The organism is Cyanobacteriota bacterium (assembly GCA_027618255.1).
Lineage (GTDB): Bacteria > Cyanobacteriota > Vampirovibrionia > LMEP-6097 > LMEP-6097 > JABHOV01.
The window spans coordinates 1-15,341 of sequence record JAQCFG010000014.1; the positions used below are offsets into that span (position 1 = coordinate 1).

18 protein-coding genes are annotated in these 15,341 nt (G+C 39.6%); 9 read left to right on the forward strand and 9 right to left on the reverse strand.

The genetic code is table 11. The features are described 5' to 3' along the window. Positions 1-651: hypothetical protein (locus tag O3C63_03245; GenBank protein MDA0771939.1), on the forward strand; the 651-nt coding region annotated here is incomplete at its 5' end. Here O3C63_03245 and O3C63_03250 read toward each other — a convergent pair. From O3C63_03250 to O3C63_03265, 4 genes are all read right to left on the reverse strand, one after another. Beyond that, positions 635-856 carry a DUF2283 domain-containing protein gene (locus tag O3C63_03250; GenBank protein ID MDA0771940.1) on the reverse strand — a complete coding sequence of 74 codons (222 nt, stop codon included), beginning with the start codon at positions 854-856 and terminating at the stop codon, positions 635-637. The genes O3C63_03245 and O3C63_03250 overlap by 17 nt on opposite strands. Next, positions 844-1,173 carry a DUF4258 domain-containing protein gene (locus O3C63_03255; GenBank protein ID MDA0771941.1) on the reverse strand — a complete coding sequence of 110 codons (330 nt, stop codon included), beginning with the start codon at positions 1,171-1,173 and terminating at the stop codon, positions 844-846. Before O3C63_03255 ends, O3C63_03250 begins: the two co-directional genes overlap by 13 nt. Further along, entirely contained in the window at positions 1,170-2,732 is a 1,563-nt protein-coding gene (locus O3C63_03260) for a YifB family Mg chelatase-like AAA ATPase (protein MDA0771942.1), read from the reverse strand. Before O3C63_03260 ends, O3C63_03255 begins: the two co-directional genes overlap by 4 nt. A 128-nt stretch (positions 2,733-2,860) precedes the next feature. Beyond that, positions 2,861-3,103: a hypothetical protein gene (locus O3C63_03265; GenBank protein MDA0771943.1), complete on the reverse strand. Its 243-nt coding sequence runs from the start codon at positions 3,101-3,103 to the stop codon at positions 2,861-2,863. Positions 3,104-3,315: 212 nt separating this feature from the next. Between O3C63_03265 and O3C63_03270 the strand changes: the two genes are divergently transcribed. Continuing rightward, the gene (locus O3C63_03270; GenBank protein ID MDA0771944.1) at positions 3,316-4,650 is read left to right on the forward strand and encodes an adenylosuccinate synthase; all 1,335 of its coding nucleotides are present in this window, start codon (positions 3,316-3,318) and stop codon (positions 4,648-4,650) included. A gap of 173 nt (positions 4,651-4,823) precedes the next feature. Here the strand turns inward: O3C63_03270 and fliQ are convergent, their stop codons facing one another. Both fliQ and fliP read right to left on the reverse strand, forming a co-directional pair. Further along, positions 4,824-5,099, reverse strand: a complete 276-nt coding sequence (gene fliQ, locus O3C63_03275) for a flagellar biosynthesis protein FliQ (protein ID MDA0771945.1) — start codon at positions 5,097-5,099, stop codon at positions 4,824-4,826. Then, entirely contained in the window at positions 5,099-5,818 is a 720-nt protein-coding gene (gene fliP, locus O3C63_03280) for a flagellar type III secretion system pore protein FliP (protein ID MDA0771946.1), read from the reverse strand. The genes fliQ and fliP overlap by 1 nt, the downstream gene beginning before the upstream one ends. A 127-nt stretch (positions 5,819-5,945) precedes the next feature. Between fliP and O3C63_03285 the strand changes: the two genes are divergently transcribed. Beyond that, positions 5,946-6,410 carry a Fur family transcriptional regulator gene (locus O3C63_03285; GenBank protein ID MDA0771947.1) on the forward strand — a complete coding sequence of 155 codons (465 nt, stop codon included), beginning with the start codon at positions 5,946-5,948 and terminating at the stop codon, positions 6,408-6,410. Positions 6,411-6,461: 51 nt separating this feature from the next. On the opposite strand, the gene O3C63_03290 is transcribed toward O3C63_03285, so the two are convergent. Further along, a complete protein-coding gene (locus O3C63_03290; GenBank protein ID MDA0771948.1) occupies positions 6,462-6,833 on the reverse strand; it encodes a hypothetical protein in 372 nt (123 codons plus the stop codon). A 148-nt stretch (positions 6,834-6,981) separates the two neighbouring features. Further along, on the reverse strand, positions 6,982-7,980 hold the full coding sequence (locus O3C63_03295; protein MDA0771949.1) for a hypothetical protein: 999 nt from the start codon (positions 7,978-7,980) through the stop codon (positions 6,982-6,984). Positions 7,981-8,156: 176 nt separating this feature from the next. Here O3C63_03295 and O3C63_03300 point away from each other — a divergent pair, with 176 nt between their 5' ends. Then, positions 8,157-8,966 carry a hypothetical protein gene (locus O3C63_03300; GenBank protein ID MDA0771950.1) on the forward strand — a complete coding sequence of 270 codons (810 nt, stop codon included), beginning with the start codon at positions 8,157-8,159 and terminating at the stop codon, positions 8,964-8,966. Positions 8,967-9,028: 62 nt separating this feature from the next. On the opposite strand, the gene O3C63_03305 is transcribed toward O3C63_03300, so the two are convergent. After that, complete coding sequence (locus tag O3C63_03305) at positions 9,029-9,811, reverse strand: hypothetical protein (protein MDA0771951.1); 783 nt, start codon at positions 9,809-9,811, stop codon at positions 9,029-9,031. A 64-nt stretch (positions 9,812-9,875) separates the two neighbouring features. Here O3C63_03305 and O3C63_03310 point away from each other — a divergent pair, with 64 nt between their 5' ends. From O3C63_03310 to O3C63_03330, 5 genes are all read left to right on the forward strand, one after another. Continuing rightward, positions 9,876-10,901 carry a MoxR family ATPase gene (locus O3C63_03310; protein ID MDA0771952.1) on the forward strand — a complete coding sequence of 342 codons (1,026 nt, stop codon included), beginning with the start codon at positions 9,876-9,878 and terminating at the stop codon, positions 10,899-10,901. Between the two features lie 113 nt (positions 10,902-11,014). Further along, a complete protein-coding gene (locus O3C63_03315) occupies positions 11,015-11,956 on the forward strand; it encodes a DUF58 domain-containing protein (GenBank protein ID MDA0771953.1) in 942 nt (313 codons plus the stop codon). After that, positions 11,956-12,588, forward strand: coding sequence for a hypothetical protein (locus tag O3C63_03320; protein MDA0771954.1), 633 nt, complete (start codon positions 11,956-11,958; stop codon positions 12,586-12,588). Before O3C63_03315 ends, O3C63_03320 begins: the two co-directional genes overlap by 1 nt. Then, complete coding sequence (locus O3C63_03325) at positions 12,585-13,577, forward strand: VWA domain-containing protein (protein MDA0771955.1); 993 nt, start codon at positions 12,585-12,587, stop codon at positions 13,575-13,577. The genes O3C63_03320 and O3C63_03325 overlap by 4 nt, the downstream gene beginning before the upstream one ends. A 1-nt stretch (position 13,578) precedes the next feature. After that, the gene (locus O3C63_03330) at positions 13,579-15,333 is read left to right on the forward strand and encodes a VWA domain-containing protein (GenBank protein MDA0771956.1); all 1,755 of its coding nucleotides are present in this window, start codon (positions 13,579-13,581) and stop codon (positions 15,331-15,333) included. The last annotated feature ends 8 nt before the right edge of the window (positions 15,334-15,341 follow it).

Below are 15,341 nucleotides of genomic sequence, written 5' to 3' on the forward strand. Positions count from 1 at the left end.
GAAACAATTGATCGTAGGAAAGGTGATTCTATTAATTTAAAAGCTAAGTTGATACAAGCTGGCTTTGATAAACTAACTTCTGAACAAAAATATTTTATTGTTGACGCTTTACTACGCACATATATATTAAATGAGAATGGTGAGCAGAAACAAGCAGAAGATGCATCGGTTACAAGATTTGTTAAATTAATAAATCAACTCAAATCAATTTCTACGACTCCATCACCTGAAATAGAATTACCCGCTGTAACTCCAATACCATTTGATTCTAAAATTGTTAGTCAAGGAGCAAGCTTAGTTCAAGATACAATTGATGCTACATCAAATGAGACTATAGATTTAGAAAAAATGATCTTAAGGCTCACTGGAGAGAGTGAACATGATTGGGATACATTGGTTGGTCATAGTGGGCGTGAAACTTTGTCACCTCAAGAGGCGGCAGACCATTACAGAAGGGTTGCAATTAATGATAAATTTGTTAATGGTAGAGATTCAGAGCCGATTATGCAAAATGCTTTAGAGATCTTGGCTCAGGCTTATAGACTTACTGAGGCTTATGGTTCATTTTCGAAAAATAAAGTAGAAGCTCTTGCAGAGATTCATGAAGAGATGATGAATATTGCACTTACTATGCTTACTGAGGTTTACTAAAACTCTCACTTTCAATAATTAGCCGATGTGGTTCCTTTGGTTTATAGTTTAGCTGCTCAAAGCCAACTGTTTCACCTGTGTTTTCATCTTTGATTAATAGGCTGCCATTACCTAGTTCTTCGCAAATATGATTTTCGCTAGGTTCGTGGAAATAGATAGTTAGAGTTTCACCAATAGTATCGTGTATAACTTTTATTTTCGCCATATTTCTTTACCTTCTTTTATTTTATCAGTAATGTAGGCAGTTTTCACAAAACCTATTCCATTAAGTTTTTTAAATATGACTACAAGCCAATATTGACCTTCTTTGATATAGCATAAAAAAGAATTGTCAATGTAAATGCTTTTTCTAATAATTTCGGGTTTTTTGATACATTCAACCAGCTTGTCAATTTTGCCTATGAGTTTAACGTGTTTCGTTTGTATTTTCCACCATTGCTCTTTTGTCATGCGTACTCTACATGATAAATAAGCCTCCACCTCAAACATTGCTTCAGGCAATTCAGTCTCATCTAAACTCACTTCCTATACCTCTCCCAATCAATAGACCTAAAACTCAGTGCTTCAGCCAAATGTTGAATTCGCATAAACTCACTAGCATCCAAGTTTGCAATAGTCCTAGCAAGTCGCAAAATCTTCTGGTGAGAGCGAGCAGAAAGATCTAGATTCAAAATAGCTTTGTCCATAAACTCCAGTTCGGTTTGTTCCAAGACAAGTCCCTTTGATTCTTTTATCGCAAACTGACGTGCTTGGATGATTTTAGTTTTGCAACTGTCAGTGAGACTAGAGTTTTTGACTAGAGTCGAGCCACTAGCACGGCGATTGAGTAGTTTGATTTGATCATAATCGAGCCGGCACAGTTCTATGTGCATATCGATGCGGTCTAATAATGGACCAGAAAGCCTACCTATGTAATTGCTTATTTGTTTTGGAGAGCAGCTGCAGGGCTTGACTGTGTCTCCCAAATAGCCGCAGGGACAAGGGTTGCAGGCGGCAATCAAAGTGAAGCTCGCCGGGAAGCGTAAGGATTGTCTAATGCGATTGATGTTAATTGATTTATCTTCAAGTATTTGCCTAAGCTGCTCGATGCTATGTCGGTTAAATTCTGTGAGTTCATCAAGAAACAAAACACCGTTGTGAGCCAAGCTCACTTCACCAGGTTTGACTTTGGAGCCGCCACCAACTAGTGCTGCGTTACTTGTGCTGTGATGCGGCGCACGTAGCGGCGGTTCGAGCATCAAGTCACCATTGCTCATACCACTTATGCTGTAGATCTTAGTTAGTTCAAGTGCTTGATCAAAACTAAGAGCTGGCAACAAATCAATGAAGCGATTAGCGAGCATTGATTTGCCGCAACCAGGTGGACCAATCATTAGTACATGATGCCCGCCCGCTGCTGCAATCTCCAAGCCACGTTTGGCTTGTTCTTGTCCAATAACTTCGCTCAGGTCGCGATTGGATTTTGTTTTGTTTTTGAGTTTTGTTCTGTCTAGTACCGGTACCTGATATTGTTCTAAGATTTCATTATTGCTTCTGTCAATTGCTTCAATCAATGATTGAAGTTCAAAGAGGTTTTTGATTGCATAGATTTCTGAATTAGATTTGCTTGCTAGTTTAATCAAGCTCGCTTCATTACGGTTATCATAGGGAACTACTATATGTTGGATCTTGGCTTCTTGCGCTTGCAAGGCTAGTGGTAGTAGCCCAATGATTTGTTTGAGCTTGCCATTGAGCGAGAGCTCACCAAAAAAACAACAGCTGGCAAGTAATTGAGGAGCTACATTAATATAGCCGTGATTGACCATCAGTGTTGCCGCGATAGCCAAATCAAAATGACTACCTTCTTTGGGCAAGTGAGCAGGAATTAAATTAACCAGGATCTTGCCAGCGTCAAGCGGATAGTTGCTTGATTCCAAAGCAGCTCTGACTCTATCTTTGGACTCGCTAATGGATTTACTAGCAAGTCCAACGATATTGAATCCAGGCATGCCGCCTCCAGAATCAAGTTCAACTTCAATAATTTGTGCGTTAATTCCCTCGAGGGTTGCGGAGTGAGTTTTGCTGTACATTGTAATCCCCATCTGTATATTCAAATGGGTGTTTTTTTCTTAGCCAAGGGTTAAATAGTGGAGTGCACAAAGGTGCTATAAGTCCAAATAGGCACATAAAAGTCATTGTAATTAGTTCACTAGTCTCGTATTTAGCTAGTTCACTTTGAATAAAGTTGTGCATTGTTAATGTCCCTTTCTTGCATAATTATATAGCTATTAGCAATATAGAGCAAACCGGCTATTAGAAAGAGGCAAGCAAGTAGCATTGGCCATAAGTTTGGTTTAAAGTTGGTAGTGATCATATTGAGAACTCCTATACAAAATGGTGTTGACAGAACCGACCCAAAAAAGAAATGTACTTTGGCTTCAAACTCCTTTGATCTATCATATATGTATACCATTAATAAATTTATAGCAAGGCTCAAATCAGAACGAAAGGGGTCATTTAACCCCTGGGTGTTTTCTGTGCATCCCTTTGTTTATAGGAGATTTAGCTGGATTGAGTTTTTGAGTGAGTTAATGTTTTTGATTTAAGGGGGTCATTTAACCTCTGACTTCTCGGTATCTTTTGTCCCGACATGTTATACTATTCTATTGGGGTTAAGGAGAATCAATGGCAAACGTAGTATTAGTTGGTAGTCAATGGGGCGATGAAGGTAAAGCAAAGGTAGTTGATTTACTATCTAAAAACGCCGATTATATCGTACGTTATCAAGGCGGTAGCAACGCTGGTCATACAGTGAACACTGGTGGCAAAAAGTATAAATTCCATTTAATTCCGTCTGGGATTCTAAATGAAGGAACTATTTGCATGGTTGGTAACGGTACGGTTATTGATCCTAAAGTAATTTTGCGTGAGATTAATGAGCTCAAGGATCAGGGTATTGATATGAGCAATTTGCAAATTAGCGCTTCAGCCCACGTAACAATGCCGTATCATCTTTTGATAGATGGTGCTCAGGAAGAGGCTCGTGGCTCTAAGAAAATCGGTACAACTTGCAGAGGCATTGGTCCTACTTATGCTGACAAGTCAGCACGTTCAGGTTTGCGCATGTGTGAACTTACTGATTCAAGCGCTTTGCTTGATAACCTCAAGACTTTGATTCCAGAAAAAAATATTATCCTTGATAGGCTTTATGGACTTGAGTCATTGAATATTGATGAAGTTTTTAGAGAGTATGCAGAATACGGTAAGCAACTTGCTCCTTATGTTTTTGATACGGCTGCAATTATTTGGGAAGCAAATAAGCAACGTAAAAATATTTTATTTGAAGGTGCTCAAGGAACTTTACTTGACCTTGATCATGGAACCTATCCTTATGTGACTAGCTCCAACCCTGTTGCTGGCGGCGCTTGCATTGGTTCTGGTGTTGGTCCCAACTTTATCGATAGAGTAATTGGAATTGCTAAGGCTTATACGACTCGTGTTGGTGAGGGACCTTTCCCTACAGAAGTTCAAGGAAGTTCAGCAAAGATACTTCGTGCCGAAGGAACTGCTTGGGAAGAGATTGGTACTACTACTGGCAGAGCACGTCGCGTTGGTTGGTTTGACGCTGTCTTGATGCGCTATGCAGTTCGTATCAATGGTATGGATTGTTTAGCTTTGACCAAGCTTGATGTGCTTGACGACCTTGAAGAGATTTTGGTTTGTAATGCTTACAAAGATATTCGCACTGGAGAGGTTTACAAAGATCTTCCAGCCAAGTCCAATTTCCTAAAATACGTTGAACCTATTTATGAGAAACTAGCTCCATGGAAAGATGAAGCCAAGTCTGTTGGTGCTACTGAAATTGGTCAGTTGTCACAGGGTGCGCTTAGCTATGTTCGCTACCTTGAATCAATTCTTGAGATTCCAATAACGATAGTTAGTGTTGGACCATCTCGCGAACAGACGATTGTGCTTGAAGATCCTATCCATGGTCCGAAGCGAGTGTTAGAGACTGTATAGGCTGCACTGAAAAATGCAAAATATCAACCCTTATCTGACACGTGCGGGTCCTTACAGACCCAACATGGGTCATACTTTTTCCTTTATTTTCAGCTCTTTTTCCCACAACCATGTTATACGGACAGAACCTTTTTCATGGACCCGACTAGAAAACTTCGTTTTTCAGCGTGTCCTTAACCAGGCAACGACATCTCTGGAATCCTTTCTATGATTGAGCTTGTGTAGTTCACCATATAACGGATGATCCAAGGTCCGGCAAAGAAATAACTAATAATCATGATGACTAGTTTAGGCACAAAGGTTAGTGTTTGCTCACTGATTTGAGTTAGTGCTTGAAACAAACTTATGAGCACACCACCAATCAGACTTGGTACCAAGATTGGAATAGAGACAATTGCTGCTGTCAACAATGCTTGATTTGATATATCTATAAATTGTGCTTGATCCATTAAGCAAATCCTTTCATTAAGCCTTCGCTCAAGAGTGCCCAACCATCAATTAATACAAAGAGCACGATTTTAAATGGCAGCGAGATAGTCGTTGGCGGCAAGAACATCAAACCAATCGAGACCAGGGCACTGGCTACAATCATGTCTATGATAATGAAAGGCATGAAGATCATGAAGCCAATTTTGAATGCTTTTTTTAATTCGCTAAGTATGAACGAGACTACCAAAATGTGAGGCGGCAAGTCATCAAGGCTTTCTGGTTTTTCGATGTCAGCAACTCTCAGGGCTAGTTCAAACTCAGAGCTATCAGTTTGTCTGATCATGAATTCCTTCATTGGATCAAAAGCACGCTTGAAAAAAGTTTGTTCATCTATTTGCTGTTGCATGAAGGGTTGCAGCGCTTCGGAGTTGACTCGATCAAAGGTCGGTTGCATAACCATGAAAGTCAAAATTAAAGATAGTCCAACCAGTATTTGTGTTGGTGGAAGTTGCCCTAGCCCCATTGCTGTTCTAAGCATTCCAAATACGATTATGAATCGTATAAAACTAGTGGTCATCAAGAATATTGATGGAGCCACACTTAGAATCGTGAGCATAATCAGGATTTGTACACCTGTACCTACGCCTTCAGTCCCGTCGCCAAGGCTGAGGGAAATGCCTGGAGCTGCAAGAACCGCTTGTGGGAGTAGTGTAAGAATTAATATCGCGAGTCTATGCATAGTTAGCCTTATACCTAGACGCTAACTATGAGTATATGGTTTCGAAAAGAATACAAAAACTGGGATCTATGATTGATAAACTGAGCTTATTGAGAATATTCGCAATAAGCTGCTATACTTAGGTTTAATGACAATAGACGACAAGACAGAAGAAATGCTTAAGAGCATGAGAGAACAAGGTTATCGGGTAACTCCTCAAAGAGAGACCGTAATTAGAATCTTTCACGAGGCAGGAGACAAGCATCTTTCTGCTGAGGATGTTTTTGACATACTCAAAGAAAGTAGTGAGCAGATATCACTTGCAACTACCTACCGCACCCTCAAAATGCTTGTCAAAATGAATATTTTGCGTGAGCTTGATTTTGCTGAAACCCACAAGCACTATGAGCTTGTTGATGCAGACGCGCCGCCGCATCATCATATTATTTGCCTCAACTGCAATAAAACAATTGAGTTTGAAGATGACTTGGTTAATGAATTAGGCAAACGTATCGCCGAAAAACACGGTGTTGAGATCGTTGATATGCAATTTCAAATCTTTGCGAATTGTCCACATGGAGACGATGACGAGCAAAGAACTCATAGGCAATAATTGGTTTCGTTGTTGGTACTAACCTTTGCATGAGATTAGTTTCAATTATAACTAGTCTACAACCACACCCTCAACCCTAACAAACTCAGGTTTCTTTTCTGCTAAATAGGCTCTGTAAAAATCGGCAGCATTCATTGGTGCTTTGCGCGTGTCCATATGCTCATTAGACTTGTTTTGAAAGTCAGAATTATCTCCGAAGGCAACACGCGCATTCCCCGCGGTTGCTACCTTTTTTTGAGCGACCTGTACATCAGAACTTTGTTTTGAAACAGGTCTATTTAATTGAGAAACAAGTTTACTGGCTTCATCGATAATTTTGCTTAGTGCTCTGTCTTTGCCGTTGTCATGGGCACGACGCGCCGCTTGAAGTACCTTATTGAGCATTTCAATAGTTTGGCGTTGATTGAGACCAAGATCTTCCATAGCTATAAAATGCCCAGAATCTCGGGGATAAGGCTAGGTCATTTGTATGGTAACTGACTTTGATTAATAGTGGAGCGTGTTATACACCCAGCCCAAATTACTAAATATAAAGATCTCAGTTAATAAATATGGGCTGGGTTACACGCCCCTAGTTGATAACCCCTAATTTAAGCAATTTCTTGGGAGTTTCATTACAAGCTTGCTTGACAGCAGCCTCAGGAATCCCAATAGCTATAGCGTTTTGGGCATGTTTGGCAAGACTCACAAGTCCTCCTTGTAGGTTATTGATTTCGGGCCGCAAAACCACTGAATCACTCACCAAAATCATTTTGTCTTTTTTCTTGGCGAAGAGCTTTTTTAATAGGCGCGGGTCGATATGTTCATCGCCATCTTTTTTTGAGCCAGCAATTGCCATACAATAGATGTTGGGGTTTTGATAAGCAGCAAGTCCAATACCACCATCTATTTCAGTATCTAATCTGCTTAAGTCAAGATCAGAGCAATCTCGTTGCTCGAAATCGTTCATTATATACATTGCGTTTCCCCAATGAGTTACTAAGTTCACGCCATAGTTTTCAAAAGCTCTCTGAGCCTCGTTATAACTAGCATTGCTGTGACCATAACTAACTAGGATGCCATTGTCTTGAGCTAATCTGGTGACTTCACCTTGCGGGTCTAGCTTGGGACAAATCGTCCACAGCTTGATCAAACCAGGGAAATCAGCGATCAATGATTTTGCTTCTTTATAATTAAGTGCAGTTGCATGCTCTGGTGGATGCACTCCTAAACGGGTGATCAAGCCACCTTCAATGTGAACTCCAAGCAAATTCTCATTAGCAAACTTGTTACTGTAGTTTTGAATGCGTTTGAGATTTGTCACAAAGCTGTCATAGCTTGAAGTGATTATGGTGGCCAAATATTGCTCCACTCCTTTTTTATTTAGGTAGTCATTCAGTGAATTTATTGATGCATCTTCTGGGGCCTGCCAGAAATTACAAGAAAAATCCTCCGTTGCCAAGCCATTAATTTGCAGATCAAGCATATAAACATCATATCTCTTATCTAGGATGAATTTAATCAAGATATTCTCGGCAACGACGGAGCTTGTGCTGAAAACCTGAGCCCACAAGGTTTTTCGGCTAGTCAAAATTATTCAATTTTGCGGAACAGTAGTTATTAAAAATTAAATTTGTAAAAGACAACAGCTATTGTATTGTACAAATTAAGGTTTTTATGAGACTATAATGCCTGATGGTTAACCTGGACTGGTTAGCTATGTTCTATCTCATCGAGATAACGAAGAACAAAATAGGAGATAAATTTATGAGAAAATCAATACTTTTAGCTATGTTGCTTTTACTTAGTGTATCTAGTGCAAATGCTGCATTAGCCCCGCTAAATGTACAACAAGCTACAATTGACACAGAAAATCCTGACCAATTAACAATTGGTTTTGATTGGTTCCACGACCATGCTAGTGCTGGTGGTATCAGTGCATCTACAGATGTTTTTAATTTACTTAGAGTAGATTGGAGACACAGTTTAGATACTGGAATTCCAACTAGAATTGGTTTAAATACAGCCCTATCTCACGGTAGTGTTGATATTGAATTACTTGGAGTTGAAGCTGGTACTTCTGCTTTTGGTTTTAATAACCTTGGACTAACTTTAGAAGCTGGTTTAGTACAAGAAGAAGATTTTGCTTTAACTTGGTACATCAACCAAACTTTCCCAATGGTACAAAGCGGATTGCTTACAACTAATACTTTAAGACCTGTTTCTGGTCGTAATGCTTACGGCTTCCAAACTGGTGCTGAGTACACAATCAGCCTAGGTGATAACCTAGCTTGGCATGGTGATGTTGGATACAGATTCGACGTGCCAGATGCTGGTGCAACTCAACACTCACTTGTTTATTACAATGAAGCTGTTTGGTCAGGAGATGACTTCGGTCTTTCTCTAGGTCTACTTGGTAACACTGTTTACACAGATGATATCGGTACTGACCTAAGACTAGTTCCTGGTATCATCATCCCTATGGATGACATGCAACTTAGAGCTGGTTTACCACTTGGTATGAATAGCGATTCACCAGACATTGGTGTTCAAGCTAGCATATACAAAGTTTTCTAAGAGACTTGTATTTGTAGATTAAATTAATTAAGACCTCGCTTCGGCGGGGTCTTTTTTTGGAATTATTTTCTCTTTAGTTTTGCAAGAATTGGTCTAAGACGTTCAGCAGTTTTGGAATTGCCTTGGTGTTTAATATATTGTTCCATAAATTCTTGGGCTTCATCTGACATATCTGCAGCGATCAAAAGTTCTGCTTTGATTTTTTGATAGTCTGCTAGTAATTTTGATACTGTAATTGTTTTACTTTCACGTCCCTTATCTACAGATCTGATAATTGGTATTAGTTTGTCTTTGATAAACTGAACTTCTTTGCTTTGATCATTAGCTGCAACTCTTTTGTCTGTAGCAATTTGTTGTCCAAGTGCAAGCACGGTGAGCGAATGAGTAAAAGTGTCTTGGCTTGATTCAAGGTCTGCTTTAATCTTGTCAAACTCTTGTTCTAATGAATAGCTTCGATCACCTTGTAATTTCATGATTTCTTCTTTAGCTAAGAAGATTTTAAGACGGCTTTCAGGATCACTGCTGAGTTTTTCTTTTTGTTGCATTTTTTCTATTGCAGCGTTTAACTTGCCTAGGACTAGTATTCTGTGTTTGCCACTCTTAGCCCATCCTGATATTACAGCCTCGGCATAGTCTAAATAGAGCTCTGAGCTGTAGGGGTTGTTAGCTAGATTTTGGGAGAGGCTATCTAGTTTATGGACATCTTGAGCCATTGTATTGCCAGTGCATTGATTGCTTGGTCTATTAACTTCAGCAGCTTTTGGCGGTCGATAAGCTCGACCCGTTTGAGCATTTTTATTTGCCATATCTTTTGTTGAACCATAACTATCTTGAAAAACATACATATCTCGATTCTAGCAATATGTATGCTCTAGTTGCAAGAGGCAAAGATGAGTTATAATCATTAATATGACAGAAACCATTGATACAGGCGCAGAATTGGAGCAATTGACAACTGACATACAGATTCACTCCAAGAGTTTTCAGCAAGTTCGTGAAGAAGTTGCCAGGAAAATCATAGGGCAAGAGCATTTTGTTGATAGATTATTACTTGGTATTATAGCCGGCGGCCATATTTTGATAGAGGGAGTGCCAGGTTTGGCTAAGACTGAAACAGTTAAGGCATTATCGGATTGTATCGGGCTTGGTTTTCAGCGAATTCAGTTTACGCCGGATTTGTTGCCAGCCGATTTGATTGGTACACAGATTTATAGACCGAATACTAGTGATTTTGAAACTAAGAAGGGTCCGATATTTAGCAACTTGATTCTTGCCGATGAGATTAACCGTGCTCCAGCTAAAGTGCAATCTGCTTTGCTTGAAGCGATGGCAGAGAAACAAGTAACGATTGGTGACATTACTTACCCACTTGATCAGCCTTTTATTGTGCTGGCAACTCAGAACCCGCTTGAGCAAGAAGGTACTTATGCATTGCCTGAAGCGCAAATGGATAGATTTATGATGAAGCTCAAGATTGATTATCCTAATCGTGTTGAAGAAAAGAAAATCATGAACATGATGGCACTTAAACAAGTTATCAATTTGAAACAAGTTCTCAGTAAGGATGATATTTTCAAGGCGCGTGAGTTTGTAGATAAGGTTTATATCGACGAGAAAGTACAGGACTATATTGTTGATATTGTTTTTGCTAGTCGTACTGGTGAGTCGCAAGCTGGTGGTAAAACACACAAGATCAAAGAACTTGATGGTTTAATCCAAGTTGGTGCATCGCCGCGTGCCTCTATAGCACTAGTTTTGGCAGCTAGAACTCATGCTTATCTGCAAGGGAGAGCATATGTGACTCCTCAAGATGTTAAGAGTGTTGGCTTTGAAGTTTTGAGGCAACGTATCATAGTAAGTTTTGAAGCTGAGGCTGAAGACAAGAACTCAGATGATGTAATTAAGATCATCTTTGATTCAATAGAGGTCCCCTAAGCGTCATTGCGAGCCCTTGATGAGGGCGTGGCAATCCAATGTAAAGACTTAGGATTGCTATTAAGATCTTGCATTAGATTGCTTCACTATGTTCACAATGACAACAATAACAAATGTTAATCTCTAAAGAACTACTTTCTCAAATAAAGAAAATTCAGATCAAATCTGATCGTATGGCATCTGAAATTCTTTCTGGTGAGTATAAGTCAGCGTTTAAAGGCAAGGGGCTCAATTTTGAATCGATACGTGAATATCAAATTGGTGATGATATTCGGGGGATTGATTGGAAGGTGACAGCTCGGATGCAAGAGCCGTTTATTCGTCAGTATAAAGAAGAAAGACAACTCTCGATTATAGTGATCCTTGATTTGAGCGCTTCTAATGATTTTGGTACTCAAAGACAAAGTAAACAAGAAATGGCTGTGGAACTGGCTTCAGTACTGGCTTCGCTGGCTATCAAAAGTAACGACAAAGTCGGTATGATTTTAATTACTGATGAAGTTGAGAGTTATATACCACCGAAACAAGGCAAGGCGCATATTTTTAGATTGATCAAGGACTTGTTGACTTTTAAGCCCAAATCACGGAAAACTAATCTCAAACGTGCCTTGCAAGAAGTGATTTCAATGATCCCTAAGCACTCTGTGGTGTTTTTGATTTCGGATTTTATTAAATCCAAAGCTCCTGTAATGAAAGAGCTGACCAAGCAGGCGGCGGATGATGTTTTTGTTGAATCATTTGATTATGAGAAAGAGTTGAAGTTGTTGCGCAAGACTCAAGACTTAATTGCTATCTCAATTAGAGATCCTCGTGAGTTTTGGTTACCAAATATTGGTTTTGTTGAAGTTATTAACCCAGAGACTGGACAAAAGCAGCTCTTGAATCTTAATCGCAAATCGACTCGTGAACTTTTTGCACATTTGCAAAGTGATCACATCAATAGATTGAGTGCCAAATTCAAAAGATTAGGTATTGATTTCTTAGATCTCTCTACCCATAAGCCTTATCTGCAAACTCTTTTGCAAATGTTTTTAACAAAGGAGCGTAGATCTTAATGCCAGCTGCAACAGCCAACGGTCAAATGATTCAATCCATGCAGCAAGCCTCTACTGGTTTGCCTGATGCTGGTGCTGAAGGTTTGAGAGATATCAAGGGTTATATTTCAATCATCATTCCAACTTGGTTTGTAGTTTTGCTCATTCTTGTCGTGGTTTCAGCTTTGGCTTATTTCGTTTATGTCAAATTCTTTCGTCAGGAAATTATTGAGGAGTTGAGTATTTATGAACGTACTATCAAAAACCTAACTGAATTAAATCTCAATCTTGATAGTAAGCAGTTTTATTTGATTTATTCGGAATATATGAAGAGCTATCTTGAAGAGCGCTTGGGTATCGCTTGTCTTGAGAAGACAGCTGATGAGATGGCAGATGTTTTAATTAATGAAAGTCGAATACGAACCAACCATGCGATGTTTCTTACCAAAATCTTTCAGAGAGCGGATTTGGCCAAATTTGCCAAACAAAATGTTTCACTTGAAACTAAAGCAAAAGATCTAGAATTGAGTTTGGATATTGTGCGCACTACCGAAAAATCAATGGTGGCTGAAGAAACTGAAGAAAAAGAAGTGAAGCCAGATCACACAGCAGAGCTTCATGAGCAAGCACTGGCAGAGGGGGCGCGAGTATGACATTTGCTAATCCATGGGTGCTTAGTTTTCTTCTAGTACTTCCAGTACTCTTGTTGATTTATTTATTTGGATCCAAGCAAAGTAATTTGAGCATCGCACTGAGTACTCAGCACCGGAGTTTTTCTTCTTTCTTCGACAATGTTGGTTTTCATATGCCGTTTGTTATGAGATTACTGCTACTTGCTATTGTGATTGTGACTTTGGCAAGACCTCAGCTCGGGCAATCGATTACTGTAAACAAACACCTTGGCTTGGACATCGTGCTTGCCGTTGATACATCGCAATCTATGTCTGCCTTAGACCTCAAGTTGGCGGGCAAGACTACTGATCGATTGACTGTTTTGAAAGCCATACTTGAAGATTTTGTCAGTAGACGTAGTGGTGACAGACTTGGTTTGTTGGTTTTTGGTGAGAAGGCTTATACTCAATGTCCTTTGACTATGGATCACGGTGCGATAGTTGATTTGATTAATCATTTGAAAATAGGGATGGTGGGTAACTCGACGGCGATTGGTGATGCTATAGCCGTTGCTCTCAAGCGTCTCAAAGATCTTCAAGCAAAGTCACGGATTTTGATTCTAATGACTGACGGTCAAAGCAATTCAGGCTCTATTAGCCCGCAACTCGCTGCTGAGATGGCCAAACAACTGAGGGTCAAGATTTATACAATTGGCATTGGTCAAGATGGAGAGGTGCCGTTTTTGGTGCCAACTCCTTTTGGAATGCAAAAAGTCAAACAAGCTATTCCAATTGACGAGGAGACCTTAATTGAGATCTCCGAAAAGACAGGTGGCGTCTACTTTAGAGGTAAGACAACTGAGGATCTTGTCAAAATTTATAATCATATCGATAAGCTAGAGAAAACAGAGATTCAAGTCAAAAAATATAATTCTTACAGAGATATCTATGAGCCATTCCTTTGGACTGCGTTGATATTCTTTTTGGTCGAAATGCTTTTAGCAAATACAGTGTGGTTTAGGGTTAGCTAATATGAATATAAAACATCCAGAATTTTTATTTTTACTTCTTTTGATTCCAGCTGGGATATTTTTCTTTTATAGTGTTTGGACTCGTAGAGAAAAGGTACTAGCTTTACTTGCTAAACCAAGCCGTATCAAAACTCTATTTCCCAATAGCTCTAGTATTAAGTCGTTATTGCGCTTTTTCTTGCTTACTGTTACCTTGGCAATGCTTGTTGTAGCCTTGATTTCACCACGTTGGGGTTATGATTGGAAAGAAATTGAAACTCAAGGCACCAATATCATTGTGGCTTTGGATCTTTCCAAGAGTATGCTGGCTGAGGATATTAGCCCTAGCCGGTTAGCACGGGCTCGCTATGAAATTAACAAATTGATTGATAAACTAACTGGTGATCGCATTGGTTTAATTATTTTTGCTGGTGATGCATTTTTGCAGTCGCCTTTGACTCATGATTATTTAATGGTCAAGGACTGGATTAGTAAACTCAGTGTAGATTCAATCGAAACACCTGGTACTTCATTCAAGTTAGCTTTACAAAAAGCTCGTAAGGCATTTAAATATATTAAATCAGAAGGCAAAGCACTTATCATTATGAGCGATGGCGAGGAGCAGGACGAAGCTGCTCTAGAAGAAGCTAAGGGAGCTAAGTCTGAAGGGATTAGGATATACACCATTGGTATCGGTACTGCTAAAGGTGCCCCAATACAATACAACGGAAGCTTGGTGCGTGATGTTGCTGGTGAAGTTGTGGTTTCTAGATTGAATGATACTTTGCTGAAAGAACTTGCCGAAGCTGGTGGCGGTGAGTATTTTAGATCAAGTGGTAGTGATTTCCATTTGGATAAACTATATTATGATCACATCAAAACCAAAATAGATAACGAGTTACTGAAATCAGGCAGGTCTAAGAAGTGGTACGAGACTTACCAAATATTTACATCAATTGCTTTCGCAGCTTTATTGCTTGAATTGATTTTGGGTTTAAATATGGGAGTTTATACCAATATCAAGTTTTGGTTCACTAAGCGCATTGACAATTCTTTTGAGAAATTACGTAGAAATAAAAAATCTGGTTTATTTGTTTTGTTCTTCATGTTAATGACTGCTCCGGCAATGGCAAACCCAGTGGATCCGAGGCTTTGGCAGGCTGATATGGCGTTGCAGGCTGAATCGTTTACTGATGCTCGGTCTCAGTATCTCAAGCTTCAAGTCGAGCATCCACATAGTTCGAGGCTTAATTATAATTTGGGTATTGCTCATTATCGCGAAGGGGTTTTTGATCAGGCTCTTACTAGTTTTGCGCGCGCTACTGAAACGGCAGAGAACGAGATCCTTAAAGAAAGTGCTTTTTATAATCTTGGCAATGCTAATTTCAAAATCGCTGATTATGAAGCAGCTGTCAAAGCATATGAAGCAGCTCTTGAGATTGATCCCGATGATGAGGATGCAAAACATAATTTGCAACTAGCTAAAGACAAACTTGATGAGCAAGATGACGAGGAAGACAAAGATAAAGACGGCGAAGGCGAGGATGAAAAGGATCAGCAGCAAAAACAAGATCAGCAAAACCAAGACCAGAACCAAGATCAAAATCAAGACCAGCAACAGCAGCAACAACAAAAACAGCAGCAGCAAAATCAATTGAGTCAACAAGATATTGAGAATTTACTTAGACAGGTTAATGAAGCCAAACCTAGTGAAGTTGATAATGGAGAGGATCAGCAGGGTGCCGGCGCCCCTAACTCTAATTTGAATCCTTGGTAGCCACCCAC

Bases quoted from the DNA above. Each gene is read 5' to 3' on its own strand.
- O3C63_03260 (MDA0771942.1), bottom strand. From the start codon at position 2,732: ATGGGGATTACAATGTACAGCAAAACTCACTCCGCAACCCTCGAGGGA.
- O3C63_03265 (MDA0771943.1), bottom strand. From the start codon at position 3,103: ATGGTATACATATATGATAGATCAAAGGAGTTTGAAGCCAAAGTACAT.
- O3C63_03315 (MDA0771953.1), top strand. From the start codon at position 11,015: ATGTTAATCTCTAAAGAACTACTTTCTCAAATAAAGAAAATTCAGATC.
- O3C63_03270 (MDA0771944.1), top strand. From the start codon at position 3,316: ATGGCAAACGTAGTATTAGTTGGTAGTCAATGGGGCGATGAAGGTAAA.
- O3C63_03320 (MDA0771954.1), top strand. From the start codon at position 11,956: ATGCCAGCTGCAACAGCCAACGGTCAAATGATTCAATCCATGCAGCAA.
- O3C63_03300 (MDA0771950.1), top strand. From the start codon at position 8,157: ATGAGAAAATCAATACTTTTAGCTATGTTGCTTTTACTTAGTGTATCT.
- O3C63_03285 (MDA0771947.1), top strand. From the start codon at position 5,946: ATGACAATAGACGACAAGACAGAAGAAATGCTTAAGAGCATGAGAGAA.
- O3C63_03250 (MDA0771940.1), bottom strand. From the start codon at position 856: ATGGCGAAAATAAAAGTTATACACGATACTATTGGTGAAACTCTAACT.
- O3C63_03325 (MDA0771955.1), top strand. From the start codon at position 12,585: ATGACATTTGCTAATCCATGGGTGCTTAGTTTTCTTCTAGTACTTCCA.
- fliQ (MDA0771945.1), bottom strand. From the start codon at position 5,099: ATGGATCAAGCACAATTTATAGATATATCAAATCAAGCATTGTTGACA.
- O3C63_03330 (MDA0771956.1), top strand. From the start codon at position 13,579: ATGAATATAAAACATCCAGAATTTTTATTTTTACTTCTTTTGATTCCA.
- fliP (MDA0771946.1), bottom strand. From the start codon at position 5,818: ATGCATAGACTCGCGATATTAATTCTTACACTACTCCCACAAGCGGTT.
- O3C63_03290 (MDA0771948.1), bottom strand. From the start codon at position 6,833: ATGGAAGATCTTGGTCTCAATCAACGCCAAACTATTGAAATGCTCAAT.
- O3C63_03305 (MDA0771951.1), bottom strand. From the start codon at position 9,811: ATGTATGTTTTTCAAGATAGTTATGGTTCAACAAAAGATATGGCAAAT.
- O3C63_03310 (MDA0771952.1), top strand. From the start codon at position 9,876: ATGACAGAAACCATTGATACAGGCGCAGAATTGGAGCAATTGACAACT.